Genomic DNA, 24,750 nt, shown 5'->3' on the forward strand with positions numbered 1-24,750 from the left:
CCGTGGGACCGGTGGCTCAGGCCTCGCGCGACGCCGACGTGAAGCGCATGTCCGGGTAGCGGTCGCCCGCCACCAGGCCGGCGATCGGCTCCAGCTCCGCCAGTTCGGCGGCGGTGAGGGTGATGCGGGTGGCGGCCGCGTTCTCCTCCAGGCGGGAGCGCTTGCGGGTGCCGGGGATCGGGACGACGGTCAGGCCGTGCACGGAGGCCCGCTGCTGCACCCAGGCGAGGGCGATCTGCGCCGGGGTCGCGCCGTGCGCGGCGGCGATCTTCCGGACCGGGTCGAGCAGGGCGGCGTTCCGCTCCGCGTTCTCGCCGGTGAACCGGGGCTGGTACTGGCGGAAGTCGCCTCCCGACAGGTCCTTCGCGGCGTCCGCGAACGCCCCCGTGAGGAAGCCGCGGCCGAGCGGCGAGTACGGCACGAAGGTCACGCCGAGTTCGGCGGCGGCGCCGACGGCGCTGCGCTCCACGTCCCGGGAGAAGAGCGACCACTCCGACTGGAGGGCGGCGATCGGGTGGACGGCGTGGGCCTCGCGGAGTTCGGGCCCGGTGACCTCGCTCAGGCCCAGGTACCGGACCTTGCCCTCCCGGACGAGTTCGGCCATGGCGCCGACGGACTCGGCGAAGGGGATCTCCGGGTCGCGGCGGTGCATGTAGTAGAGGTCGATGGTCTCGATGCCGAGCCGGCGCAGACTGTCCTCGGCGGACTTCCTGATGTAGGCCGGGTCGTTGCGGACGGCCCGGTAGGTGGGGTCGTCGGCGCGCCGCTCTATGGCGAACTTGGTGGCGAGGGTGACCTCGTCGCGGTGGGCGGCGAGGAACGGGGCGAGGAACTCCTCGTTGGCGCCGCTGCCGTAGACGTCGGCGGTGTCGATCAGGGTGACGCCGGCCTCCAGGGCCGCGTCGAGGGTGTCGCGGGCGGCGGCCTCGTCGGTGTCGCCGTAGAACTCGCTGATGCCCATGGCGCCGAAGCCCTGGACGCCGATCTCGGGTCCGTCCTGGCCGCCGAGGCGTACGGTGTCGATCCTGCTCACGCTGGTCATGAAGGCGTTCCTCCGCTTGCGGTCCCGTAGTGGCTGATCTTGATGTCGAGCACGGCGAGCGTGTCCTGGAGTTCGGTGATCCGGGAGAGCACGTCCCGCCTGGTGGTCTCCAGGAGTTCCCGTCGTTCGTCGCGGGTGTGGTCACCCTCGCGGACGAGTTTGGCGTACCGGACCATGTCGGCGACCGGCATTCCGGTCAGCCGCAGCTTGCCGACGAAGGCGAGCCAGCCCAGGTCCCGCTCGGTGAAGCGGCGCTGGCCGGTGTGCGAACGGTCGACGTGCGACATGAGGCCGATCCGCTCGTACCAGCGCAGGGTATGGGCCGAAAGGCCGGTCAGGGCGGCGACCTCGCTGATCGTGTAGTGCGTCCGGGGGATCCGGGTGCCGCTCGTGCCTGTGCTCGTACTCGTGCTCGCCATCACGCTCATGCCCCCACGCTAAAACGTTTGAGTGCACTCGAAGCAAGTAGGCTCGGCCCCATGCAGAGCAGCGTGCCGAGCCTGGCGTCGATCGAGAACTGGCCCGTCCCCACCGCGGCTGCCGCCGTGGTCCTCGCGGACGGCACCCTGGCCGGGTCCCACGGCCCCACGGGGCGGCGTTTCCCGCTCGCCTCGGTCACCAAGCCGCTCGCGGCGTACGCCGTCCTCGTCGCGTACGAGGAGGGGGCGATCGACCTCGACGAGCCGGCCGGGCCCGAGGGCTCGACCGTGCGCCATCTCCTCGCGCACACCTCGGGGCTCGCCTTCGACGAGAACCGGGTCATGGCCGCGCCGGGCACCCGCAGGATCTACTCCAACACCGGCTTCGAGGCGCTCGGCGACCACCTCGCCAAGGCGACGGACATCCCCTTCGCCGAGTATCTGCACCAGGCGGTCCTGGAGCCGCTCGGCATGACGTCGACGACCCTGGAGGGTTCACCCGCGAAGGACGGCGTGTCGACCGTGGACGATCTGGTGCGGTTCGCCGCCGAGGTGCAGGCGCCGCGGCTGCTCGACCCGCGCACCGTCCTGGAGGTGATGAGCGTGGCGTACCCCGGTCTGACCGGAATTCTGCCCGGTTACGGGCACCAGCGGCCCAACGACTGGGGTCTGGGCTTCGAGATCCGCGACGGCAAGTCCCCGCACTGGACGGGCGCCACGTCCTCGCCGCGCGCCTTCGGGCACTTCGGGCAGTCCGGCACGTTCCTGTGGGTCGACCCGGACGCGCGGGCCGCCTGCGTGACGCTCACCGACCGGCCCTTCGGGCCGTGGGCGGTCGAGGCCTGGCCGCCGTTCACCGACGCGGTCCTCGCCGATCTGCGTACCGCCTGAGACGCGGCTACCCGTCGCAGCGGGCGGTGGGCAGGATGCCGTCCGGGCCGCTGAGCGACACCTCGACCAGGCCCGCCGGGTCCTCCGCGTAGGCGGTCGTACAGACCAGCTGGTGGACGCCCGCCTCCGACAGCTTCTTGACGGGGAAGGGCGTCCGCACCCAGATCAGCCGACGCGCCGGGTTCCCCGCCGAGGCGCTCCCCTTCGAGGTCTGCAGCACGGTCGGGGCATCCCCCTCCACCCCGGGCAGGGCGGTGGTGATGCCCGCCGCGGTCTCGTTCGCCCTGGGGCCGGCGAGGAGCATGGCGAGGATCTTGTCCGTGACGATCTTGCCGTGGCGCAGCTCGTCGCGGGACACCTCGTAGTCCGGACCGAACACGTCCGACGGGACGGGGCCTTCCGAGCCCTCCGGCGGGGAGGTGATCACCGGGGCGGATTGCTCGACATCGCGGGCCACCGGCATCGACCGGCCGTCGGGGCCGACGAAGTAGAGCACGATCCGGTTGTCGAGTATCGGCTGGACGTGGAGGGTCGCCGCCCCGCCCGCCTCCACGACGTCGCTCTTCTGTATGCCGCAGCCGGCCAGCGCGGGCGGCGTCAGCAGGGCGAGCAGGGCGGCGGCGACCTTGGTGCGGCGCTTCGCGGCTCCCCCCGCCCGGCGGCGGGGTACGGCAGTGGCCCTCCCGCCGTTCACAGCGGCATCCGAACGGTGAAGACCGCTCCGCCCTCGGGGTCGTTGGCGGCCGTGACGGTGCCTCCGTGGAGCCGTACGTTCTCCTGGGTGATCGCGAGCCCGAGGCCGCTGCCCGCCGAGCGCGTACGGGCCTTGTCCGCCTTGTAGAAGCGGTCGAAGACGTGCGGCAGGACGTCCGGGTGGATGCCGGGCCCCCGGTCGGCGACCTCCGTCACCAGCTGCTCCCCCTCCGCCCACAGCCGGACCGTCACCGGCGCCCCGCCGTGCCGCAGGGCGTTCCCGACGAGGTTGGCGACGACGACGTCGAAGCGGCGCGGGTCGAGCCTGGCCCTGATCCCCTCGGCGAGGTACGGGACGACCTGGGTCGAGTCCGTCCAGTGCCGGTGCTGGAGGGTCTTGCGGACGCAGTCGGCGGCGTCGACCTCGTCCGTGTGGAGCTCGGCGGCGCGCGCGTCGAATCGGGATATCTCCATGAGGTCTTCGACGAGCACGGCGAGCTTGCCGGTTTCGGCACTGATCAGCCGGACGGCGCGGGCGGTGTCGCTGTCGAGGCCTTCGGCGTCCTCGTCGAGGACCTCGGTGACGGCGAGCATCCCGGCGAGCGGGGTGCGGAGTTCGTGCGAGACGTCGGAGGCGAAGCGGCGGGCACGTGCCTCGGCGTTGCGGAGTTCCGCGACGGAACGTTCCAGCTCGGCGGCGGACTCGTTGAACGTGCGGGCGAGATCGGCGAGTTCGTCGCTGCCCTTGGCGTGGATACGGGTGTCGAGCCGGCCGCGCCCCATGCTGTGGGCCGCGTGGCGGAGCTCCCGTACGGGCCGGAGCACTCCGCGCGCGGCGATCAGCGCGGGGATCAGGGCGATCGCGAGCGCCGGCAGGGCGCCGTCGCGGGCGGCCGTGACCATCGCCTCCACGTTCGCCTCCTCCTCGGAGAGTTCCATGACGGCATAGAACACGAGACCGGTGCGCTGGGGCGGTCCCTCGGCCGAACGGGCCAGGAAGACGGCGGGAACGGCGATCGTGAGGTACGGGGTGCCGTTCTTGACCACCCGCTGGAAACTGCCGTGCGGGACGGCCTCGTCGTCCGCGGCGCGGGCCCGCAGCTCCGGGGTGATGACGGAGGAGGTGGGCCGGTCCGTGGAGGAGACGCGGAGGGTGCCGTACTCGGCGTAGACGCGCCAGGCACGGGGCTTGCCCTGGCGGGCGATCCGCATGAGCGAGTCCCGCAGCATCGCCGGTTCGACGGGCAGAGCGGTACCGAGGGCGTCGACCTGCTCGCGGAAGGCGGAGACGGCGGTGTCCTGGGTCTGCTCCAGGATGGCGTTGCGGGCGGCCCGGTAGGTGAGGGCGGCGGTGGTGCCGCAGCCGACGGCGGCGACGAGCAGGAAGGCGAGGACGAGACGGGTGCGCAGGCCGAAGGGGTGCGGACGCAGCCGCGGGCTCCGGGCCCTGCGCCGGGCCGCGCGGCCGCGCACCCCCGTGCCGTGGGACTCGTGCCCCTCGTGCCCGGTGTCCTCGTCCGCCTCCGGGGTGACGCAGGCCTTCACATCGGGCCCAGCGGGCCGAAGCGGTAGCCGAAGCCGCGCAGGGTCTGGATGTAGCGGGGGTCGCCCGGAGTGTCCTCGATCTTGTTCCGCAGCCGGCGGACACAGGCGTCGACCAGCCGGGCGTCCCCGTGGTAGCTGTGCTCCCAGACGTGTTCGAGGAGCTGCTGGCGGCTGAAGACCTGCTCGGGCGCGGCCGTGAGATGGAGCAGCAGCTTCAGCTCGGAGGGGGCGAGGCCGATCCGCTCGCCCGACTTGGCGACCGTGAGCCCGGCCCGGTCGATGGCCAGCTCCCCGTGGAACTCGACGGCGGCCTTGGCTCCCCCCGGCTCCTCGATGCGCCGGAGCACGGCTCGTATCCGGGCCTCGATGACCTCGGTTCGGGCGGGCTTGACGATGTAGTCGTCGGCTCCGGCCTCCAGGCCTATGACGACGTCGAAGTCGTCGCCGCGGGCGGTCAGCATGATGATCGGCAGCTGGCTGGTCTCGCGCACCCGGCGGCAGACCTGGACGCCGTTCATGCCGGGCAGCATGAGGTCGAGCAGCAGCAGGTCCGGCCGGAACTCCCCGAGCGCGTCGAGCCCGGCCTCCCCGGTGGCGGCGGTGCGCACCTCGTGCCCGCGGCGCCGGAGCCCGAGCTCGACGCCTTCGCGGACGGAGGGGTCGTCTTCAATCAGGAGCACGCGGGGCATCTGTGGAGTATCCCAAGGTCGACGGGCCCCTCTCGCGGAGGGGCGGTGGTTCAGGTACGGCGGGCCAGGCCGCGCAGTCGGCCGCTCCCGGCCGCGAGGAGGGTCTGGACCCCGGTGAGGCGGAGGGGCTGGGCGAGGACGGCGAAGACGGTGAGGACGGTCAGCGCGCCGGCGAGCCCGGAGGGTACGGCTCCGGCGGGACCGGTGAGGTCGGTGACGAGGAGCCCGTAACCGGCGGCGGGCACGGCGGCGGACATCAGCCGCACGAGCGCGGAGACGGAGCCGCCGGAGCCGGCGCCCTCGTCCTTCGCGCCGTCTCCCTTGAGCCGCCTCCCGAGCACGTACGCCGTGAGTCCCCAGCCCGCCCAGAGCGCGAGCGAGTATCCGGCGGCCATGCCGGCGACGGCCCAGCGCGTGGGCAGGTAGTGGTAGGCGGCGAACGACAGCGCGGCGTTGAGCCCGGCGATCACCAGGTTGAGCAGGAACGGGGTGCGGGTGTCCCGCAGCGCGTAGAACGCGCGCGTGCACACGTACTGCCCGGAGAGGGCGACGAGGCCGGGCGCGAAGGCCATCAGGATCCAGGACATGGCGCGGATGTCGTCGCCGCTGGTCGCCCCGTACCGGAAGACGACCGTCATCAGCGGGACGGCGAGCGCGAGGAGGGCGCAGGCCGCCGGGACGACGGCGGCCTGGCTGGTCCGCAGGGCGTACGAGACGTCCCGCCGGACCCCCGCGAGATCGCCGTCGGCGGCCGCGCCGCTCATCCGGGGCAGCAGCGCGGTGACGAGGGAGACCGTGATGATGCCGTGCGGGACGCTCCACAGCAGATAGGCGTTGTTGTACGCGGCGAGACCGCCGCCGCTGACCGTGTCGCCCGCCGAGGTGGCGAGCAGGGTGGTCACCCAGTACGCGCCCTGGTTGGTGAGGACGAGGAGCACCAGCCAGCCGGCCGAGCGGAGCGGTTGGGCGAGGCCGCTGCCGCGCCAGTCGAAGCGGGGCCGCCAGCGGAAGCGGGCGGCGCGCAGCGAGGGGACGAGGGCGAGGGCCTGGAGCACGATGCCGGCGGTGGTGCCCCAGCCGAGGAGGGCGGTCTCCCCGGGGGTGAGGGCGCCGCCGTCACCGACCACGAGGAAGAGGGCGAAGACGGAGACGACGACCACGTTGTTGAGGACGGGGGTCCACATCATGGCGCCGAAGCGGCCTCGGGCGTTGAGGACCTGTCCGAGCAGGGTGAAGAGGCCGAGGAAGAAGATCTGCGGCAGGCACGCGCGCGCGAAGGCGATCGTCATCTCCCGCTGATCGCCGACGTAGTCGGTGTAGGTGTCGACGATCAGCGGCGCTGCGAACACCGCGCCGGCCGTGAGGGCGACGAGGGCGAGCGCGCACAGGGTGAGCAGTCGGTCGGTGTAGGCGACTCCGCCGTCCTCGTGCTCCTTGGCGGCCTTGACCAGCTCGGGGACGAAGACGGCGTTGAGGGCGCCGCCGAGGAGGAGGGTGTAGATGATCGTGGGGACGGTGTTGCCGACCGCGTAGCCGTCGGCGACGGATGCGGCGCCGAGCGCCGCGGCGACGACGGAGGCGCGGACGAAACCGGTGGCGCGCGAGACGAGCGACCCGGCGGCCATGAGCGCACCGCTGCGCAGCGCGGACGGCTTGGCCTTCGCCCGGCCCCTGCCGGGCCTTTCGGCGGTGAGCGTGGCCGTCATCGGCGGGCCAGATACGCCTGGAAGGCGCGGAACAGCGCGTGGTTGGTCGTGCCTTGCATCGGTGTCTCCCACTCCCCCAGCGTCTCGACGACCTGTCCGCCCGTGCCGAGCTTCCAGCGGAGCAGCCCGTGGGCGCGGTCGCCCGGATCGAGGGTGGAGGGTACCCCGCGCAGGTCGTAGACGGCGGCGCCGAGGGCGTGGGCGTCGAGCAGCATGCGCCACTGGAGGGCGTTGGAGGGGCGGACCTCGCGGCGGTGATCGGCGGAGGCGCCGGTCTGGTACCAGACGCGTCCGCCGACGGTGACCATGGTGTGGGCGGCGAGGATCTCGCCCTCGTGGCGGGCGAGGTAGAGCTTCATGCGGCCGGGGTGTTCGGCGTTGAGGACGGCGTACTGCCGCTCGTAGTACGCGAGGGAGCGGCCGAGGCGGAACCCGTCGCGCTCCTCGGTGATGCGGAGCAGCCGGTAGAACTCGGGCAGGTCGGCGGCGGATCCGACGGTGATCTCCACGCCGGACTTGCGGGCCTTGCGGACGTTGCGCCGCCACTCCTGGTTGAGGCCGTTCCACAGGTCGTCGGGGGTGCGCCCGGTGAGCGGCACCTGGAAGACGTGCCGGGGCTGGGCGTCGGCGCCGTCCTCCGACTCCCCGCCGCAGCGCCGCCAGCCCCGCGCCCGGAGGCGTTCGGCGACGGCGGTACCCAGCGGGTCGACCTCGTCGGCGAGGACGTCGGAGAGCCGACGACCGGGCCCGGTGGCGGCCTTGACGGTGGCGGCGTTCCACCGACGGTAGGCGGGCCCGGGGCCTATGCGTACGGCGAAGGCGCCGCAGGAGCGCAGATGCCCGAGCAGCGGGGCGAGCCAGCTGTCGACGTCGGGATCGGACCAGTCGGCGACGGGCCCTTCGGGGAGGTAGGCGAAGTACTTGCGGGTGCCGGGAAAGGGCCGCATGAGGACGAGGGCGACTCCGGTCAGCTCGCCGGACTCGGGCCCCCAGCCGACCAGTTGGTGCTGCCAGCCGTCCTTCACCTGGGCCCAGGCGGGGACTTGGAGGAAGCTGGGCCCGTCCGCACCGGAGCGGGACGCGAGGAAGGCACGGTAGACCTCGGGGGTCACTTGGCCGAGCCGCAGGGAGCGGCGCTCAGTGGGTGCGGCCGTCACGAGCAGGGCTGACACAACGGGAGCCTCCTTGTTCCGCCCCTCGGTGGTGGGGCGCACAGCAGGCTCACAGCCGAATTCGACCGAGTCGCGCGGCGAATGTGACCGGACGATGACCGTTTTGCCGCAGCCCTTGTCACATGGGCCTCCGGCCGACTCGGGGCGCCGGGAGCGACCTACAGTCCGAAACATCCCACTCGCCACTCCCTCACTCTGCGGAGGTCTTCCGTGCTGCGCATACGCACATCCCGTCCCGTTCTCGCGGCCGTAGCGCTGAGCGTCTCCCTCACGGCCTGCACGGCACAGGCCGCGAGTGGTCCCGGAGGGACCGAGGCCCCGGCGTCGAACGCGTCGAAGGGTCAGCCGGCGAAGGTGACGGTCGTGGACCCGGCGGCCGGTCTCCCGGTGACGGTGACCGCGACGGGCGGCACGATCGCCGAGGTGAAGGTCGTGGACGCGGACGGCGGTTCGCTCGCCGGGCGCGCGGGCGCGGGCGGCACCCGCTGGGTCTCCGACCGCAAGGCCGCGCCGGGGACCGCGTACACCGTGGAGGTCACCTCCCGGGGCGCCGACGGCAAGGAGTCGACGACCAAGTCCTCCTTCGAGACGGCCGAGGCGGACAAGGTCAACAAGCTCACCCTCGCCCCCGGCAAGAACACCACCGTCGGCATCGCCCACCCCCTCTCGATCGTCTTCGACCTCCCGGTCACGAAGAAGGCGGACGTGGAGAAGCAGCTCAAGGTGACCACCTCGAACGCGACCGAGGGTTCCTGGGGCTGGGTCAAGGACTACTCGGGCCGGGACAGGGCGGACTGGCGCCCCCGTACGTACTGGAAGCCCGGCACGAAGGTCACCCTGCAAGCCGACCTGAACGGCACGGACTCGGGCGGCGGCTGGTTCGTACGGGATTACCGGACCGGCTTCACCATCGGCGCGGCGCAGATCGTCAAGGTCGACCTCGACCGGCACAAGCTCACCGTGAACAAGGACGGCCGCACGGTCCGCACGATCCCGGTCTCCGGCGGCACACCGGGCGGCGACAAGCGGTCCTGGCGGGGCACGGCCGTGCTGATGGCGAAGGAGGGCACCATCAACATGAACTCGGAGACCGTCGGGCTCGGGGACGCGTACGACAAGGACGTCGACTACTCGATGCGGCTGACCTGGTCGGGCATGTACGCGCACGCGGCCCCGTGGAACGCGGCGTACTTCGGCAACGCCAACAAGAGCTCGGGCTGCATCGGCATGAGCGACGAGAACGCCGCGTCCTTCTACGCCGCCGTGAACGTCGGCGACCCCTTCGAGATCACCGGCAAGGACACCAAGGGCACCGTCGCCGAGGGCAACGGCTACGGGGCGTGGAACCTGAGCTGGGAGCAGTGGAAGACGAAGAGCGCGCTCGCCTGAAGCGCCGGCCCGGGGCTGCTCAGGCGAGCGCCGGCCCTTCGGCCGGGTCCTCTCGGCCCAGGGCCTTGCGCCAGTCCCGCATCTCCCAGATCAGGACCTCCGCATCGGTCGTGGCGACGAGCGTGTGTCCCCCGGCGTCCGTGATCCGGGCCGCGTCGCCGGAGGACAGCGGCTCCCCGTCGAGCCCGACCGTGCCGCGGACGACATGGACGTACGCGAAATCGGCGTCCGGTACGGCGACCCTCTCGCCCTCCGCCGGCCGGCGGACGTGCAGCCGCGCGTCCGCCGCCGGGAGGTCGTACGGCTCCGCGAGCCCGCGCACCACCTCGTACGAGGGCTCCCCGCCCGGCGACAGCGGTGCGAGCCACATCTGCACGAAGACCAGCGGCACCTCGGCGTCGTTGCGCTCCACATGTCGGACTCCCCCCGCGGAGCCGAGCCGCTGGAGGTCGCCGGGGCGGACGACCGTGGTGTGGCCGGCGGTGTCGTGGTGGGTGAGTTCCCCCTCGACGACCCAGGTGACGATCTCGGTGTGACTGTGCGGATGCTCGTCGAAGCCCGCGCCGGGCGCGAGCCGCTCCTCGTTGCAGGCGAGGAGCGCGCCGAAGCGGAGGTTGTCGGGGTCGTAGTGCGGCCCGAAGGACAGGGCGTGCCGGGTCTCGATCCCGGCGCCCGGGTCACCCCCGGGGTACCGCTCCGCCGCGCGCTGGATGCGTATCACGGCCCCTACGGTAGTGCGGCCTCCCCGCGTGCGCCGGGCGCCGACGCGAGGCGCGGCCGGCAACGGCCCGAGGGTGCGGCCGGACCACGGCGCGAGGGCGGACCGGGACCCCGCCGGAGGCGAACCCGCCCCGACCCCGCACACTGCCGTCCCGATAAGGCAGTCTTGTCCACGTGCCAGAACCCACGAACGCCCCTCACCCGCACGCCGCGACCCTGAAGCGCCTCGAACAGTCCTCCGGGCGGCTCGCCGCCAACGCCATTGCCCGCATGGACGAGACGCTGCCCTGGTACCGGGCGATGCCGCCCGAGAACCGGTCGTGGATCGGTCTGGTCGCCCAGGCCGGTATCGCCGCGTTCACCGAGTGGTTCCGGCACCCGGAGACCCCGCAGGCCATCTCGACGGACGTCTTCGGCACCGCGCCCCGCGAGCTGACCCGCGCGATCACCCTGCGCCAGACCGTGGAGATGGTGCGCACCACCATCGAGGTCATGGAGACGGCGATCGAGGAGGTCGCCGCCCCCGGCGACGAGTCCATCCTCCGCGAGGCGCTCCTCGTCTACGCCCGGGAGATCGCCTTCGCGACGGCCCAGGTGTACGCGCAGGCCGCCGAGGCGCGGGGCGCCTGGGACGCCCGCCTGGAATCGCTCGTGGTGAACGCGGTCCTCTCCGGCGAGGCCGACGAGGGCGCGGTCTCGCGCGCGGCGGCGCTCGGCTGGAACTCCCCGGACCATGTGTGCGTGATCCTCGGTACGGCCCCCGACGGCGACAGCGAGCTCACCGTGGAGGCGATCCGCCGCGCGGCCCGCCACGCCAAGCTCCAGGTCCTCACCGGTGTCCTCGGCAACCGTCTGGTCGTCATCGCCGGCGGCAACGACAATCCGCTGGCCGTGGCCAAGGCCCTGATCGGCCCGTATGCCGCGGGCCCGGTCGTCGCGGGCCCCGTCGTCCCCGACCTGCTGGCCGCGACCCGCTCCGCGCAGGCCGCCGCGGCGGGCCTGAAGGCCTGCTCGGCCTGGCAGGACGCTCCCCGCCCGGTCCTCGCGGACGATCTCCTGCCGGAGCGCGCCATCGCCTCCGACCCTTCGGCGCGCGAGCAGCTGGTGGAGGAGATCTACAGACCGCTGGAGGAAGCGGGCTCGGCGCTCCTTGAAACTCTCAGTGTCTATCTGGAGCAGGCCAGCAGCCTGGAAGGCGCGGCCCGGATGTTGTTCGTGCACCCCAACACCGTGCGCTACCGGCTTCGACGTGTGACCGACGTCACCGGCTGGTCACCCTCCGATGTACGTTCCGCGTTCACGCTGCGGATCGCGCTCATTCTGGGGCGCTTGGCCGACGGAGATCAGCAGTCCTAGACTTTTGTCGAACACCAACAATTCCCCCGACGGTTCTTCGTCCCTGTCCCCACGGGCGCTCGGAGCCGTCCCCAAGAGAGAGTGTGAGGGTGCTCGTACTCGTCGCTCCCGGCCAAGGCGCTCAGACGCCCGGCTTCCTGACTCCCTGGCTCGAACTCCCCGGCGCCGCCGACCGCATCGCGGCCTGGTCGGACGCCATCGGGCTCGACCTCGCCCACTACGGCACGAAGGCGGACGCGGACGAGATCCGTGACACCGCCGTGGCCCAGCCGCTCCTCGTCGCCGCCGGCCTGCTGTCCGCCGCCGCGCTCGGCGACGGGTCCTCCGCCGCGAAGGCGGCGGGCGTCGCCGGCGTCGTCGCCGGTCACAGCGTCGGTGAGTTCACCGCCGCCGTGTTCGCGGGCGTCCTCGACGACACCGCCGCGCTGCGTCTCGTCCGGACCCGCGGTCTCGCGATGGCCGAGGCCGCCGCGATCACCGAGACCGGCATGTCGGCGCTGCTCGGCGGCGACCCCGAGGTGTCCGTCGCGCATCTCAAGAAGCTCGGCCTGACCCCGGCCAACGTGAACGGCGCGGGCCAGATCGTGGCCGCCGGCACCATGGAGCAGCTGGCCGCCCTGGAGGCGGACAAGCCCGAGGGTGTCCGCCGGGTCGTCGCGCTCAAGGTCGCCGGTGCCTTCCACACCCACCACATGGCCCCGGCCGTGGCGAAGCTGGAAGCGGCGGCGAAGGAGCTGTCCCCGGCCGCCCCGACCGTCCGCTACGTGTCCAACAAGGACGGGCAGGTCGTCACCGACGGCGCCGAGGTCGTGGCCCGTCTCGTCGGCCAGGTCGCGAACCCGGTCCGCTGGGACCTGTGCATGGAGACCTTCCAGGCGCTCGGCGCGACCGCGCTGATCGAGGTGTGCCCCGGCGGCACCCTGACCGGCATCGCCAAGCGCGCCCTGCCGGGCGTGGCCACGGTCGCTCTCAAGACTCCCGACGACCTCGACGCGGCCCGTACGCTCATCTCTGAGCACGCGGCCGTCTGACAAGGAGTGTCGAGAAGCATGTCGAAGATCAAGCCCAGCAAGGGCGCCCCGTACGCACGGATCCTCGGTGTCGGCGGCTACCGCCCCACCCGGGTCGTGCCGAACGAGGTGATCCTCGAGACGATCGACTCGTCCGACGAGTGGATCCGCTCGCGCTCCGGCATCTCCACCCGCCACTGGGCCTCCCCGGAGGAGACCGTCACCGCCATGTCGGTGGAGGCCTCCGGCAAGGCCATCGCCGACGCCGGGATCACCCCGGAGCAGATCGGCGCCGTGGTCGTCTCCACGGTCTCGCACTTCAAGCAGACCCCGGCCGTCGCCACCGAGATCGCCGACAAGATCGGCGCCGGGAAGCCGGCCGCGTTCGACATCTCCGCCGGTTGCGCGGGCTTCGGCTACGGCCTGACGCTCGCCAAGGGCATGATCGTCGAGGGGTCCGCGGAGTACGTCCTCGTCATCGGTGTCGAGCGGCTCAGCGACCTGACGGATCTGGAGGACCGCGCGACGGCCTTCCTGTTCGGCGACGGCGCCGGCGCCGTGGTCGTCGGTCCCTCGGACGAGCCGCACATCGGCCCCACCGTCTGGGGTTCCGAGGGCGACAAGTCCGAGACGATCAAGCAGACCGTGCCGTGGAACGAGTTCCACGGCGGCGACGTCTCGAAGCTGCCGCTCAACGAAGCGGGCGAGATCAAGTTCCCCGCGATCACGCAGGAGGGTCAGGCGGTCTTCCGCTGGGCCGTCTTCGAGATGGCGAAGATCGCCCAGCAGGCCCTGGACGCCGCCGGCATCTCGGCGGACGACCTGGACGTCTTCATCCCGCACCAGGCGAACATGCGGATCATCGATTCGATGGTGAAGACGCTGAAGCTGCCGGAGCACGTCACGGTCGCCCGTGACGTCGAGACCACCGGCAACACGTCGGCCGCCTCGATTCCGCTCGCCATGGAGCGACTCCTCGCCACCGGCAAGGCGAAGAGCGGCGACACGGCGCTCATCATCGGCTTCGGGGCGGGTCTCGTCTTCGCCGCGACGGTCGTTACCCTCCCCTAGGCACTCCGGTTCTTCCGGAAGCCTTTTCCCAAGTAATCACAAGAAGGAGCGCCACCATGGCCGCCACCCAGGACCAGATCGTCGAAGGCCTCGCCGAGATCGTCAACGAGATCGCCGGCATCCCGGTCGAGGACGTCCAGCTGGACAAGTCCTTCACCGACGACCTGGACGTCGACTCGCTCTCCATGGTCGAGGTCGTCGTCGCCGCCGAAGAGCGCTTCGACGTCAAGATCCCGGACGAGGACGTCAAGAACCTCAAGACGGTTGGCGACGCTGCCGACTACATCCTGAAGCACCAGGCCTGATTCGGCCCTCGCTGACTCGGTCCGCCACCCGGCGGTGGCGCCGTATTCCGACCATCACACACATGGAGAACGAATTCCTGTGAGCTCGACCAATCGCACCGTGGTCGTCACCGGTATCGGCGCAACCACACCGCTGGGTGGCGACTCCGCGTCGACCTGGGAAGGTCTTCTCGCGGGGCGCTCCGGCGTCAAGCCCCTGGAGGGCGAGCGCTTCGCCGAACTGCCCGTGCAGATCGCCGCGACCGCCGCCGTCGACCCCGGTGACGTCCTGCCCCGCCCGCTCGCCCGCAAGCTGGACCGCTCGGCGCAGTTCGCGCTGATCGCGGCCCGTGAGGCCTGGGCCGACGCGGGCTACACCGCCCCCGCCGGCGAGGACGAGAAGATCGTGCCCGAGCGGCTCGGTTCCGTCATCGCCTCCGGCATCGGCGGCGTCACGACTCTGCTCGACCAGTACGACGTGCTGAAGGAGAAGGGCGTTCGCCGCGTCTCCCCGCACACCGTGCCCATGCTCATGCCGAACAGCCCCTCCGCCAACGTGGGCCTTGAGGTGAACGCCCGGGCGGGCGTCCACACCCCGGTCTCCGCGTGTGCGTCGGGCGCCGAGGCGATCGGCTACGCCGTCGAGATGATCCGCACCGGCCGTGCCGACGTGGTCGTCGCCGGCGGTACCGAGGCCGCGATCCACCCGCTGCCGATCGCCGCCTTCGCCAACATGATGGCGATGTCCAAGAACAACGACGAGCCGACGAAGGCCTCGCGTCCCTACGACACCGGCCGCGACGGCTTCGTGCTCGGCGAGGGCGCGGGCGTCGTGATCCTGGAGTCCGAGGAGCACGCGAAGGCGCGCGGCGCGCGCATCTACTGCGAGGTCCTCGGCCAGGGCCTGTCGGCCGACAGCCACCACATCGCGCAGCCCGAGCCGACCGGCCGGGGCATCGCCGCCGCGATGCAGAACCTGCTCGACGCGACGGACCTCAAGCCGTCCGAGGTCGTCCACCTGAACGCCCACGCCACGTCGACGCCGCAGGGTGACGTCGCCGAGATCAAGGCACTGCGGAAGGTGCTGGGCGACGACCTGGACCACGTCGCGATCTCCGCGACGAAGTCGATGACCGGCCACCTCCTGGGCGGCGCGGGCGGCATCGAGACCGTCGCGACGGTCCTGGCCCTCCACCACCGCCTGGCCCCGCCGACGATCAACATCGACGAGCTGGACCCGGACGTCGTCGCGGACATCGTCCGCGACGAGCCCCGCGAACTCCCGCAGGGCACGATCGCCGCGATCAACAACAGCTTCGGCTTCGGCGGCCACAACGTGGTGCTGGCGTTCCGCACGATCTGACCTCGCGCCTGACGCACGACGGAGGCCCACCCCCTTCCCGGGGGTGGGCCTCCGTCGTGTTCCGAGGTGTCAGCGCATGGCGAAGGCCGAGGGTTCCGCCTGCATCAGGAGGTGGTTGACGACGATGTGCCGGCCGCCGGGGGCGACGAGGAGTTCCGGCTCGATGGAGACACGCATGGTCGGGTCGTCCGGGGCGATCACCCTGCCCGCCTTGCCCGTGGCGGGGTCGAGGAGCACGACCCTCGCCGACGTGGAGTCCTCCAGGACGGCGATCCGGCCGTCCTGCTCGGTCGTCAGGGCCGCCGCCCAGCCCTCCGAGGCGTACTGCCATGCCTTCCGGCCGTCCGTGAGGGAGTACGCGACGATCCGGTCGGGCACGAGGGAGGTCCGCTCGGCCAGGGTGATCAGGCGGCCGTCGCGGACGACGATCCGGGCGGTGCGTCCGTCGCCGATGTCCCCGGGGGCCGAGAGCTGTCCTTCGGGTCCGGAGAGCGGGATCGTCACCGTCGGCGTGCCCTTGTCGTCGAAGCCCAGGAAGGCACGGGTGCCGCGCTTGTCGTCCTCGTGGACGGCGAGGACGACCGGGGTGACGGAGACCACCGCCGCCACGGCGCGCGACTCGACGGGCAGTTCCCTGAGCCACTGCTGTGCGCCGGTACGGGTGTCCAGGGCGACGAGCCGTGCGCCCTCGCCGCACTGTTCGACGACGAGGGTACGGGTGGCGTCGGCGTCCACCGCGAGGACCGAGCAACCCTTCGCGAGCGTCCGCTGCCAGCGCTGGTCGCCGGTCTCGGAGGACCGGCCCCGTACGACCCCGTCCTCGGCGGTGACGGCGGTGCCGCCGCCCAGGGCGAGGCCCCGTTCGAGGAGGCCCTTCCCTGTGAGGGTCTTGCGCCACATGACCTTGCCGTCGGAGACCCGGACGGCGAGGAGGTTCGCGCAGGACTTCTCGTGCCGGCCGTGGGCGATCAGGCCGATGCCCTGTTCGGTGTCGCCGGACATTCCGCAGAGGGCTTCGCGGGCCGGGGCGGAAACGTTCCAGCGGACGGCGCCGGTCGCGGAGTCGTACGCGAAGAGTCCGTCGAGCCGCCCCTGCGCGACGGACTCGTCGAGAGCCCAGGCGCCGACTCCTTCGTCGTGCTTCGCGCCGACGGCCGGCACCGACCAGGCGATCGCGGCCTTCGGCGGGGCCGTCGAGGCGGAGGCGGTCGCGGCGGGTTTCCCGGCGGCCCGGCCCTCCTCGTCGTCATCGTCGTCGCCCGCCGCCATCAGGCCCCAGGATCCGGCGGCCGCGAGCGCCAGCAGCCAGACGACTCCGGCCACCAGCGCCGGAGACCGGCCGGGGGCCGTCCTCCCATCGGCCTTGGCGAGGTCCGGGCCCGGCACCGCGTCCCGGGGTTCCGCGGACGCACGGCTCCGTCGGCTCACCACCAGCCCCGTCACCCCCGCCGCGACCAGGGCCAGCGCGCACCCCAGCGCCGCCCAGCCGCTCGGCCAGGAACCCGCGACGACGCCCGCCCCCAGGAAGGCCGCCGCGGCGCCGAACGCGGCGCCCGACAGCAGAACCGCGGCCGTGAGTGGCGCCGTACCTTCTCGCGTCACTTCTCTCCCACCCGGCGTGCCCCCTGCACGCCCGGGCGGAATCTACCGCGCGTCGGTGACGGCCCTTCAGACGACCTGGTGCAGCCAGCGCACCGGGGCTCCCTCGCCCGCGTACCGGAAGGGCTCCAGTTCGTCGTCCCAGGGCTTTCCGAGGAGCTTGGCGATCTCGGCCTCCAGCTGCGTCTCGCCCTGCGCGGAGCGCGCGAGGGCGGCCCGCAGCCGGTCCTCGGGGACCAGGATGTCCCCGTGCATGCCGGTGACGGCGTGAAAGATGCCCAGGTCGGGGGTGGCGCTGTAGCGCTCGCCCTCGGCTGTGGGGCAGGGCTCCGCGGTGACCTCGAAGCGGAGCATCTGCCAGCCGCGCAGCGCGGAGGCGAGTTCGGAGGCGGTGCCGGTACGGCCCTGCCAGGAGAACTCGGCTCTCCAGGTGCCGGGGGACGCCGGCTGGCGGATCCAGTCGAGCTGGACCCTCGCACCGAGGACACCCGCGACCGCCCATTCGACGTGCGGGCACAGCGCGCGCGGTGCGGAGTGAACGTACAGGACTCCACGTGTCGTCACCGGGACCTCCAGTGTGGGACGAGGTTCGCCTTTCCCAGCGGCCTCAGTAAACAGCATCAGGAGCAAAACGTCACAAACCATCAAAAAGGGGACAGGATGTGACGTGATGTAATTTACCGGAGCCGGTCGGCAAAGGTGCCTCTGGTTCGACGGGGGAAAAGCTACCGTGCCGCACCGTCATCGGTGTGACGTACGGTCGGTCCGGGGGCGGGTGAACACGAAGCTTTCACCCGCCAGGACGCCGAAGGAGGGGCCGGGGATGCGCGGCCGAAGCAGATTTCGTACCGCTGCCGCCGCCGCGACGGCGGCGCTGCTGTGCGCGGGGGCCCTGTCCGGCTGCACCGCCGGGGAGCCCGCGGCGAACGGCAGGGCGGCGAGCTCGACGTCGAAGCCGACTCCGAAACCGACGTCGAAGCCGACCCCGCCGTGGGACGTCTCCCCCGCTTCCGTCGCGGCCGTCGGCGACTCCGTCACCCGCGCCTTCGACGCCTGTTCGGTCCTGACGGACTGCCCCGAGGTGTCGTGGGCGACCGGCACGGACACCACTGTGAACAGCCTCGCGCTGCGCCTCCTCGGCCCGGAGAAGGTGGCCACCCGCAGCTGGAACCTGGCGCGGACGGGCGCGCGGATGGCGGAGCTTCCGGAGCAGATGGCCGGGGCGGCGGCCGAACGGCCCGAGCTGGTCACGGTGATGATGGGCGCCAACGACGCCTGCCGTCCCACCCCGGACCTGATGACGCCGGTCGCCGACTTCCGGACCTCCTTCGAGACGGCCCTCGCCCGGCTGCGGAAGGGCGCTCCGAAGGCGCAGGTGTACGTGGCGAGCGTCCCGTCACTGATGCACCTGTGGTCGACGGGGCGGGTCAGCCCGATGGGGCTTGAGGTGTGGAAGCTGGGGATCTGCGGCGCGATGCTGACGGACGCCGAGGACCTGAGTGCCGCGGCGGACCGGCGGCGCGCCGAGGTGCAGGACCGGGTGGTGGCGTACAACCGGGTGCTCTCGGAGGTGTGCGCGAAGGACGAGCTCTGCCGTTACGACGGCGGGGCGGTCTTCGGTTTCCGTTTCGACGACGGCCAGTTGAGCCCCTGGGACTTCTTCCATCCCAGCAGGGACGGGCAGGCGCGGCTCGCGGAGCTCGCGTACCGGCGGATCACGAAGGAGTGAGGGACCCCGGGGCGGTTGTCAGGTGCCGCCCCGGGGCCGTTCATGGGGCCCTCGCGGGTCAGATCTCCACGGTGGCGGTCAGCCGGGCGTCCGTGAGGGAGTGCGCGGCCAGGACCTCGTAGCCGCCGGTGACGAGGGTCCAGTCGCTCTGCTGCTCGTCCCAGATCTCGAAGGCGCGGCGGGGCAGCGCGATCTCGGTCTCGACGGTCTCGCCGGGGCCCGCCGCGACGCTCGCGAAGCCGGCCAGCCAGCGGGCCGGGCGCTCGGCGGAGTCGTTCACGGGCGCCAGGTAGATCTGGACGACCTCGCGGCCCGGGCGGGTGCCGGTGTTGGTGAGCCGGACCTTCGCCGTCGCCGGGTCGGCCTCCAGGGAGTCGTACGACCAGGTCGTGTAGCCGAGGCCGTGGCCGAAGGCGTACGCGGGGACGGCGCCGGCCTTGTCCCAGGCGCGGTAGCCGATGAACACGCCCTCGGCGTAGTCGAGTTCACCGTCGGTGGGAGTGACCTCGGTGACGGGGACGTCGGCGAGGGCGGCGGGCCAGGTGGTGGGGAGGCGGCCGCCGGGCTCCTCGGCGCCGGTGAGGACGTCGGCGAGCGCGTCGCCGCCCTCCTGACCGGGGAACCAGCTGAGCAGGATCGCCGCCACGTCCTCGCGCCAGGGCAGCTCGACCGGGGAGCCGGCGTTGACCACGACGACGGTGTTCGGGTTGACGGCGGCGACGGCCCGTACGAGGTCGTCCTGGTGGCCGGGGAGGGCGAGGTCCTTGCGGTCGAAGCCCTCGGACTCGACGCGTTCGGTGGTGGCGACGACCACGACGGCGGTGTCGGCGGCGCGGGCCGCCTCGACGGCCTCGGCGATCAGTTCGTCGGGGTCACGGCGCGGACCGAGGTGGACGAAGGAGAACATGACGGCCGGCAGCGGGGCCGCGAACTCCTTGTCGAGGGTGTGGAGCAGGGACACCTCGACGGTCTCGCCGGCGGTGAGCGCGACCTTGGCGCGCTCGACCGGGGAGCCGAAGAAGGCCTCGAAGGGGTCGCTCTCGGGGCCCATCTCCTGGACGCCCTCGAAGAGGGTCTCGCCGGCGACGGTGAGGGTGTAGGCGCCGAGGCCGCGGGTGCCGAAGGAGTGCTCGCCGGACTCGCGCGGGGTGAAGGCGCCGACGACCTCGATGGAGGCGAGGGTCTCGTGGGTGACGCCGGCCGGGAGGTCGTCGCCGATCCACTGGACCTGCCCGTTGGGCAGGGAGCCCTCGCCGAGGAGGCGGCCCTCGGCGTCGCGGCAGCGGGCGCGGAGGGTGAATCCCTGGTCGGCGGGGACGAGTTCGTCGCTGGGGTCGGCTCCGACGGTGAAGGTGAGCGCACCCCCTTCGGGACCGGCCGCGAGGGCGGCGGTGAGACCGTCGAGCGGCGAGACGACGTGGTCGGGGAAGACCTGGGCGGAGCCGCCGCCGAGGACGCGGGCGTCGCGGGCGGCCGCGCCGGAGAGGGCGACGGTCCCGGGCCGCAGCGGGAGGACCTCGTTCTCGTTGCGTACGAGGACGAAGCCGCGGCGGGCGATCTCGCGGGCGAGGGCGTCGCCGTCGAGGGCGGCCGGGGGCTCGGCGACGACCGGCGGGGCGCCTTCGAGGGCGCCGACGCGGGCGGCGAGCCGCAGGACGTTGCGTACGGCGGCGTCGACGGTGGACTCCTCGACCTCGCCGGCACGGACGGCGGCGGCGAGGGACTCGCCGTAGACGGTGGCCGGGCCGGGCATGGCGACGTCGAGGCCGCCCTCGATGTCGCCGGTGGTGGAGCGGGCGGCCATCCAGTCGGAGACGTTGTAGCCGTCGAAGCCCCACTCGCCGCGCAGGACCTCGTTGACCAGGTGGCGGTGCTCGGTCATGGTCACGCCGTTGACCTGGTTGTAGGCGGTCATGATGCCCCAGGGGTGGGCGTTCTTGACGATGGCTTCGAAGGGGGCGAGGTAGAGCTCGCGGAGGGGGCGCGGGGCGATCCTGTTGTCGACGGTGAAGCGGTCGGTCTCGGCGTCGTTGGCGACGAAGTGCTTGACGGTGGTGCCGACGCCGCCGTCCTGGACGCCCTGGACGTAGCCGGTACCGATGGCGCCGGTGAGGTACGGGTCCTCGCTGTAGGCCTCGAAGTGGCGGCCGCCGAGCGGGGTGCGGTGCAGGTTGACGGTCGGTGCGAGCAACACGTGGACGCCCTTGCGGCGGGCCTCCTGGGCGAGGAGGCGGCCGGCGCGGCGGGCGAGGTCGGGGTCCCAGGCGGCGGCGAGCGCGGTCGGAGACGGCAGGGCGACGGACGGGTCGTCGGCGGTCCAGCGGACACCGCGGACGCCGATGGGGCCGTCGGACATGACCAGGGACCGCAGGCCGATCTCCGGCAGCGCGGGCAGGGACCACATGTCCTGGCCGCCGAGCAGCCGGGTCTTGGCGTCCAGGTCGAGCTTGGCGAGCGCCGCCTCGACGGCCTCCTCCCGTGCCGTGTCCGCCTCTGCCCGTGCCGTGTCCGCGCCGGTCTCCGTCATGGCCGTACCTCCTTGTTGACGTACTGATGACCCCGATGCCCCCATCGTGCACCCACCTACCTGTAGATCGGTAGGTGAAGTTATCTGTTTGTTATTTCATGGAGGGGGTACGGTCCTGTCGGAAGCGACGACCTGAGAGGGGGCCACGGCGATGGTGCGGGCCAGGAGCGAGGAACGGCGGGCGGACATCCTCCGCGCCGCCCTCGAAGTGATCGCCGAGCGCGGCTACCGGGGCGCGACCCTCGGCTCCGTCGCCGAACGGGTCGGCCTCACGCAGCAGGGACTGCTGCACTACTTCCCGACCAAGGAGGCGCTGCTCGTCGCCGTCCTGGAGGAGCGCGACCGCTGGGACACGAGCGGCGGCCGGGACCGTGAGGGCTGGCGGCTCGACCTGCTCGAATCGCTCGTCGAGTACAACGCGATGCGGCCCGGGATCGTGCAGACCTTCTCCGCGCTGCTCGGCGAGAGCGTCACGGACGAGCACCCGGCGCGCGCCTTCTTCACCGAGCGCTACACGCAGGTGCGGGCGAACATGGCACAGGTGCTGCGCCTGGAGTTCGGCGACCGGCTGCCGAGCGGACTGAGCCCGGAGCGGGCGGCGCCGCTCCTGACGGCGGTGATGGACGGGCTGCAGTACCAGTGGCTCCTGGACCCCTCGGCGGTGGACATGCCGGCCGCCTTCCGGGACTTCCTGCGCCTGCTGCACGGGGGCGAGGAGCGGCCCTAGGGGGTGTCTTGCCGCCGACTCGGGCGCCACGGGACGGAGTTCGGGTGTGGGGCCGACGGGATTCGAACCCGCGGGGTCCGGCCGCCAGGTCCGGCGACCGGCCGCTCGCCCCGGGCACGGGGAACCTCCGCCGCCCGGATTCGCAATCGACCGTGCTCTGCCACGGCCCCACACCCTGCGGCACCGCGCGCGACGCCGCTGGGCGGAGTCTAGGGGGTGTCCGCCGGTGGGCCGCTAGCGAATAACGGCCGCCAGGTCCTCGCCGAGCAGGGACGGGTCCTCGGTGAGGGCGCGGTGGACGGACTCCAGGACGGGGAGCTTCGCCGCCGCCGTCGCCAGGGCCACGTCCTTGGCCGCGAGGGCGACCGGGAAGTACGAGCCGGTGGCGGTGGCGCGGGCCACGGCGCCGGAGAGGGGCCCCTGGGCGAGGGTCCGCAGGGCGAGTTCGCGGGGCAGGCCGAGCGCTCCGGCGAGCGCGAGGGCCTCGCCGATCAGCGCGACCCCACCGATGGCGGCGTTGATGAGGACGAGCTTGAGGGCGGCCCCGCCACCGGGTCCGCCGCACGGCGTGACCGCGCCCAGACGGTCGAGGACGGCGGCGACGGGTGCGGTGTCACCGCCCGCGAGGATCAGCAGCTCGCCCGTGGCGGCCCGGTCCACGCTGCCCATGACGGGCGCGTCGATCAGGGTGACCCCGTCGGGAAGTCGGGCGGCCAGGACGCCGACGGTGTCGGGGCCGACGGTCGAGGTGTCGATCCAGTGGGTGCCGGGACGCAGTGCCGGAACGATGGCGTCGGCGACGGCGAGGGCGGCGGCCGGGTCCGCCAGCATGGTGATGACGACATCGGCCTCCCGGACCGCGTCGGCGGGGCTCGCGGCGCGGACGGCGCCGTCCGCGACCAGCGCGTCGGCCTTGGCGGCCGTGCGGTTCCAGACGGTCAACGGGTGTCCGGCGTCCAGGAGTCGGCGGGCCATCGGGAGACCCATGGAACCGAGGCCGAGGAAGGCGATCCTCTGTCGCGTGCCGTCCGCGCTGTCTGCGGCGGCCAGGCTGTCCGTGCTGTCCGTGGTGTCCGTGGTGTTCATGAGGACGACGTTAGGCATGGCCACCCCATGCGACAAGCGAATGTCTAGCATGGCACCCATGCCGAACGGTCATGTCCTGTACGAGGTCTTCCTCGCCGTCGCCCGCGAGGGGTCCTTCACCGCCGCCGCCCGCACCCTCGGGTACACCCAGTCCGCCGTCTCGCGCCAGGTCCAGGCCCTGGAGGACGAGACGGGCGCGGTGCTGTTCGAGCGGCTGCCGCGCGGGGTGCGGCCCACCGAGGCGGGCCGGGTGCTGCTGCCGCACGCCGAGGCCGTACGGGACCGGCTGCTCGCGGCCCGGGCCGACCTTGAGGCGCTGCGCACCCTGGAGGGCGGGCTGCTCCGGCTCGGCTCGTTCTCCAGCGCCAACGCGGCGCTCGTCCCCCGTACGCAGGCCGTGTTCCGCACCCGGCATCCGGGGGTGACCGTCACCCGCACCGAGGGCCCGTCCGTGAAGCATCTGGCGCAGCTCGCCGCCGGGGAGCAGGACCTCGCGGTGGTCGCCCCGGCCCCGGCCGCTCCCCCGCCGGAGGGCGTGACGCTCCACCACCTCCTGGACGAGCCGATGCTGGTGGCCCTGGAGCGGGGCCATCCGCAGGCGGGCCGGCGGGCGGTTCGGCTGGCCGAGCTGGTCGACGAGGAGTGGATCGTGGGCGCCGAGCGGCTGGAGGACACCCTGTTCCGCCCGGCCGTCGCCGCCGGGTTCCGGCCTCGTACCGGGCTGCTCGCGCACGACTGGATCGCCAAGCTCGGGGCGGTCGCCGCCGGTCTCGGCATCACTCTCGTACCGGCGCTCGCGGCGGCGTCCGTCCCCCGGGAGGTCGCGCTCGTCACGATCCACCCGGACGACGTCCCGTACCGCCGGGTCTGCGCGGCGACCCCGCCGACGCCGAGCGTGGCGGCGACCGCCTTCCTGGGGCTGCTGCGGGAGACGGCGGGGGCGGCGGTCTCGCGGCCGGACGGGATGATGGGCGCATGATCGTCGCAGCCACCCAGTTCGCCCCGGTCGCCGGGGACATCGCCGCCAACGTCCGAACCGTCGCCGGTCTGGTCAGGGCCGCCGGGGCGGAGGGCGCCCGTGTGGTCGTCTTCGCCGAGCTCTGCCTCAGCGGGTACGAGCCGTCCCTGATCCGGGACACCCCCGGTCTGGTCCTCACCGAGGACGACCCTCGCCTGGAACCCGTGCGGGAGGCCTGCCGCGAGGTCTCGGCGGCCGCCGTCGTCAACGGGCCGGTACGGACGCCGGACGGCCGGACGGCCGTCACCTCGCTGGTGATCGGCCCGGACGGAGAACTCCTCGCCCGCTACGACAAGCAGCACCTGTACGGGATCGAGAAGGAGGTCTTCGCGCCGGGCACGACCGACGGCCGGTTCGCGCTCGACGGGGTCCGGTTCGCGACGGCCACCTGCTACGACAACCGTTTCCCCGAGCTGGCCGAGCGCGCCGCCGCCGACAACTGCACGGCGTATCTGGCGAGTTCGGTGCTCACCGCCGACAACGACTCGTTCGAGACGGTGTATCCGGTACGGGCCCGGGACTTCGGTCTGTACGTGGTGCTCGGCAATGTCCTCGGGGTCAACGAGGACGGCGTGGGCGGCGGCGCCGCCGGGGTCTGGGGCCCGGACGGCGGGCGGATCGCCGACGCGGGCCCGGAGAAGCAGGGGTTCGTGCTCGCCGAGATCGGCTGAGCCGGGGTACGGAGAAGAGCCGGGCGGCCGAGGGACATTCGGC

Annotated in this window: 23 protein-coding genes; 11 read left to right on the top strand and 12 right to left on the bottom strand. The window is 72.6% G+C overall.

Annotated elements, in window-relative coordinates; all coding sequences use genetic code 11:
- Positions 1–16: 16 nt before the first annotated feature.
- Together OG514_RS05635 and OG514_RS05640 are read right to left on the bottom strand one after the other, a co-directional pair.
- Positions 17–1,042, bottom strand: a complete 1,026-nt coding sequence (locus OG514_RS05635) for an aldo/keto reductase (RefSeq protein WP_266891470.1) — start codon at positions 1,040–1,042, stop codon at positions 17–19.
- Positions 1,039–1,461: a MerR family transcriptional regulator gene (locus OG514_RS05640; protein ID WP_266900759.1), complete on the bottom strand. Its 423-nt coding sequence runs from the start codon at positions 1,459–1,461 to the stop codon at positions 1,039–1,041. The genes OG514_RS05635 and OG514_RS05640 overlap by 4 nt, the downstream gene beginning before the upstream one ends.
- Positions 1,462–1,521: 60 nt before the next feature.
- Between OG514_RS05640 and OG514_RS05645 the strand changes: the two genes are divergently transcribed.
- Positions 1,522–2,352 carry a serine hydrolase gene (locus tag OG514_RS05645; RefSeq protein ID WP_266891472.1) on the top strand — a complete coding sequence of 277 codons (831 nt, stop codon included), beginning with the start codon at positions 1,522–1,524 and terminating at the stop codon, positions 2,350–2,352.
- A gap of 7 nt (positions 2,353–2,359) precedes the next feature.
- On the opposite strand, the gene OG514_RS05650 is transcribed toward OG514_RS05645, so the two are convergent.
- The 5 genes from OG514_RS05650 to OG514_RS05670 form a co-directional block, all read right to left on the bottom strand.
- Positions 2,360–3,046, bottom strand: coding sequence for a hypothetical protein (locus tag OG514_RS05650; protein WP_266891474.1), 687 nt, complete (start codon positions 3,044–3,046; stop codon positions 2,360–2,362).
- Positions 3,043–4,518 (bottom strand): HAMP domain-containing sensor histidine kinase, encoded by a 1,476-nt coding sequence (locus tag OG514_RS05655; protein ID WP_266900760.1) that lies wholly within the window; start codon positions 4,516–4,518, stop codon positions 3,043–3,045. Before OG514_RS05655 ends, OG514_RS05650 begins: the two co-directional genes overlap by 4 nt.
- 68 nt (positions 4,519–4,586) lie before the next feature.
- On the bottom strand, positions 4,587–5,279 hold the full coding sequence (locus OG514_RS05660; protein WP_266891476.1) for a response regulator transcription factor: 693 nt from the start codon (positions 5,277–5,279) through the stop codon (positions 4,587–4,589).
- 50 nt (positions 5,280–5,329) lie between these two features.
- A complete protein-coding gene (gene murJ / locus OG514_RS05665; protein ID WP_266891478.1) occupies positions 5,330–6,985 on the bottom strand; it encodes a murein biosynthesis integral membrane protein MurJ in 1,656 nt (551 codons plus the stop codon).
- The gene (locus OG514_RS05670; RefSeq protein WP_266891480.1) at positions 6,982–8,157 is read right to left on the bottom strand and encodes a peptidoglycan bridge formation glycyltransferase FemA/FemB family protein; all 1,176 of its coding nucleotides are present in this window, start codon (positions 8,155–8,157) and stop codon (positions 6,982–6,984) included. The genes murJ and OG514_RS05670 overlap by 4 nt, the downstream gene beginning before the upstream one ends.
- A 210-nt stretch (positions 8,158–8,367) precedes the next feature.
- Between OG514_RS05670 and OG514_RS05675 the strand changes: the two genes are divergently transcribed.
- Positions 8,368–9,546 carry an Ig-like domain-containing protein gene (locus OG514_RS05675; protein WP_266891482.1) on the top strand — a complete coding sequence of 393 codons (1,179 nt, stop codon included), beginning with the start codon at positions 8,368–8,370 and terminating at the stop codon, positions 9,544–9,546.
- A 19-nt stretch (positions 9,547–9,565) separates the two neighbouring features.
- Here the strand turns inward: OG514_RS05675 and OG514_RS05680 are convergent, their stop codons facing one another.
- Positions 9,566–10,267: a pirin family protein gene (locus tag OG514_RS05680; RefSeq protein ID WP_266891506.1), complete on the bottom strand. Its 702-nt coding sequence runs from the start codon at positions 10,265–10,267 to the stop codon at positions 9,566–9,568.
- 173 nt (positions 10,268–10,440) lie between these two features.
- On the opposite strand from OG514_RS05680, the gene OG514_RS05685 reads away from it, so the two are divergent.
- From OG514_RS05685 to fabF, 5 genes are all read left to right on the top strand, one after another.
- On the top strand, positions 10,441–11,622 hold the full coding sequence (locus OG514_RS05685; protein ID WP_030321855.1) for a CdaR family transcriptional regulator: 1,182 nt from the start codon (positions 10,441–10,443) through the stop codon (positions 11,620–11,622).
- Between the two features lie 89 nt (positions 11,623–11,711).
- On the top strand, positions 11,712–12,653 hold the full coding sequence (locus OG514_RS05690; protein ID WP_266891511.1) for an ACP S-malonyltransferase: 942 nt from the start codon (positions 11,712–11,714) through the stop codon (positions 12,651–12,653).
- 18 nt (positions 12,654–12,671) lie between these two features.
- The gene (locus tag OG514_RS05695; RefSeq protein ID WP_266891512.1) at positions 12,672–13,703 is read left to right on the top strand and encodes a ketoacyl-ACP synthase III; all 1,032 of its coding nucleotides are present in this window, start codon (positions 12,672–12,674) and stop codon (positions 13,701–13,703) included.
- 56 nt (positions 13,704–13,759) lie between these two features.
- Positions 13,760–14,008, top strand: a complete 249-nt coding sequence (locus tag OG514_RS05700) for an acyl carrier protein (RefSeq protein ID WP_015033413.1) — start codon at positions 13,760–13,762, stop codon at positions 14,006–14,008.
- Positions 14,009–14,087: 79 nt separating this feature from the next.
- Entirely contained in the window at positions 14,088–15,350 is a 1,263-nt protein-coding gene (gene fabF, locus OG514_RS05705) for a beta-ketoacyl-ACP synthase II (protein WP_266891516.1), read from the top strand.
- Between the two features lie 69 nt (positions 15,351–15,419).
- Here fabF and OG514_RS05710 read toward each other — a convergent pair whose 3' ends face one another.
- Positions 15,420–16,952 (bottom strand): PQQ-binding-like beta-propeller repeat protein, encoded by a 1,533-nt coding sequence (locus tag OG514_RS05710; protein WP_266891518.1) that lies wholly within the window; start codon positions 16,950–16,952, stop codon positions 15,420–15,422.
- 66 nt (positions 16,953–17,018) lie between these two features.
- Positions 17,019–17,513 carry a DUF3145 domain-containing protein gene (locus OG514_RS05715; RefSeq protein ID WP_266891520.1) on the bottom strand — a complete coding sequence of 165 codons (495 nt, stop codon included), beginning with the start codon at positions 17,511–17,513 and terminating at the stop codon, positions 17,019–17,021.
- A gap of 259 nt (positions 17,514–17,772) precedes the next feature.
- Here OG514_RS05715 and OG514_RS05720 point away from each other — a divergent pair, with 259 nt between their 5' ends.
- Positions 17,773–18,678, top strand: coding sequence for an SGNH/GDSL hydrolase family protein (locus tag OG514_RS05720; protein WP_266891522.1), 906 nt, complete (start codon positions 17,773–17,775; stop codon positions 18,676–18,678).
- A gap of 58 nt (positions 18,679–18,736) precedes the next feature.
- Here the strand turns inward: OG514_RS05720 and OG514_RS05725 are convergent, their stop codons facing one another.
- The gene (locus OG514_RS05725) at positions 18,737–21,205 is read right to left on the bottom strand and encodes a beta-glucosidase (protein ID WP_266891524.1); all 2,469 of its coding nucleotides are present in this window, start codon (positions 21,203–21,205) and stop codon (positions 18,737–18,739) included.
- Between the two features lie 151 nt (positions 21,206–21,356).
- On the opposite strand from OG514_RS05725, the gene OG514_RS05730 reads away from it, so the two are divergent.
- A complete protein-coding gene (locus OG514_RS05730) occupies positions 21,357–21,932 on the top strand; it encodes a TetR/AcrR family transcriptional regulator (RefSeq protein WP_266891526.1) in 576 nt (191 codons plus the stop codon).
- 234 nt (positions 21,933–22,166) lie between these two features.
- Here OG514_RS05730 and OG514_RS05735 read toward each other — a convergent pair whose 3' ends face one another.
- On the bottom strand, positions 22,167–23,018 hold the full coding sequence (locus OG514_RS05735; RefSeq protein ID WP_266891528.1) for an NAD(P)-dependent oxidoreductase: 852 nt from the start codon (positions 23,016–23,018) through the stop codon (positions 22,167–22,169).
- A 58-nt stretch (positions 23,019–23,076) separates the two neighbouring features.
- On the opposite strand from OG514_RS05735, the gene OG514_RS05740 reads away from it, so the two are divergent.
- On the top strand, positions 23,077–23,997 hold the full coding sequence (locus OG514_RS05740) for a LysR family transcriptional regulator (protein ID WP_266891530.1): 921 nt from the start codon (positions 23,077–23,079) through the stop codon (positions 23,995–23,997).
- Positions 23,994–24,707 carry a carbon-nitrogen hydrolase family protein gene (locus OG514_RS05745; protein WP_266891532.1) on the top strand — a complete coding sequence of 238 codons (714 nt, stop codon included), beginning with the start codon at positions 23,994–23,996 and terminating at the stop codon, positions 24,705–24,707. The genes OG514_RS05740 and OG514_RS05745 overlap by 4 nt, the downstream gene beginning before the upstream one ends.
- The last annotated feature ends 43 nt before the right edge of the window (positions 24,708–24,750 follow it).

It is taken from the genome of Streptomyces sp. NBC_00572 (genome assembly GCF_026341815.1).
Classification (GTDB): Bacteria; Actinomycetota; Actinomycetes; order Streptomycetales; family Streptomycetaceae; genus Streptomyces.

Coding starts and splice junctions, on each gene's coding strand:
- OG514_RS05635 (WP_266891470.1), bottom strand. CDS start 1,042: ATGACCAGCGTGAGCAGGATCGACACCGTACGCCTCGGCGGCCAGGAC.
- OG514_RS05640 (WP_266900759.1), bottom strand. CDS start 1,461: ATGGCGAGCACGAGTACGAGCACAGGCACGAGCGGCACCCGGATCCCC.
- OG514_RS05645 (WP_266891472.1), top strand. CDS start 1,522: ATGCAGAGCAGCGTGCCGAGCCTGGCGTCGATCGAGAACTGGCCCGTC.
- OG514_RS05660 (WP_266891476.1), bottom strand. CDS start 5,279: ATGCCCCGCGTGCTCCTGATTGAAGACGACCCCTCCGTCCGCGAAGGC.
- murJ (WP_266891478.1), bottom strand. CDS start 6,985: ATGACGGCCACGCTCACCGCCGAAAGGCCCGGCAGGGGCCGGGCGAAG.
- OG514_RS05695 (WP_266891512.1), top strand. CDS start 12,672: ATGTCGAAGATCAAGCCCAGCAAGGGCGCCCCGTACGCACGGATCCTC.
- OG514_RS05700 (WP_015033413.1), top strand. CDS start 13,760: ATGGCCGCCACCCAGGACCAGATCGTCGAAGGCCTCGCCGAGATCGTC.
- OG514_RS05720 (WP_266891522.1), top strand. CDS start 17,773: ATGCGCGGCCGAAGCAGATTTCGTACCGCTGCCGCCGCCGCGACGGCG.
- OG514_RS05725 (WP_266891524.1), bottom strand. CDS start 21,205: ATGACGGAGACCGGCGCGGACACGGCACGGGCAGAGGCGGACACGGCA.
- OG514_RS05730 (WP_266891526.1), top strand. CDS start 21,357: ATGGTGCGGGCCAGGAGCGAGGAACGGCGGGCGGACATCCTCCGCGCC.
- OG514_RS05735 (WP_266891528.1), bottom strand. CDS start 23,018: ATGAACACCACGGACACCACGGACAGCACGGACAGCCTGGCCGCCGCA.
- OG514_RS05740 (WP_266891530.1), top strand. CDS start 23,077: ATGCCGAACGGTCATGTCCTGTACGAGGTCTTCCTCGCCGTCGCCCGC.
- OG514_RS05745 (WP_266891532.1), top strand. CDS start 23,994: ATGATCGTCGCAGCCACCCAGTTCGCCCCGGTCGCCGGGGACATCGCC.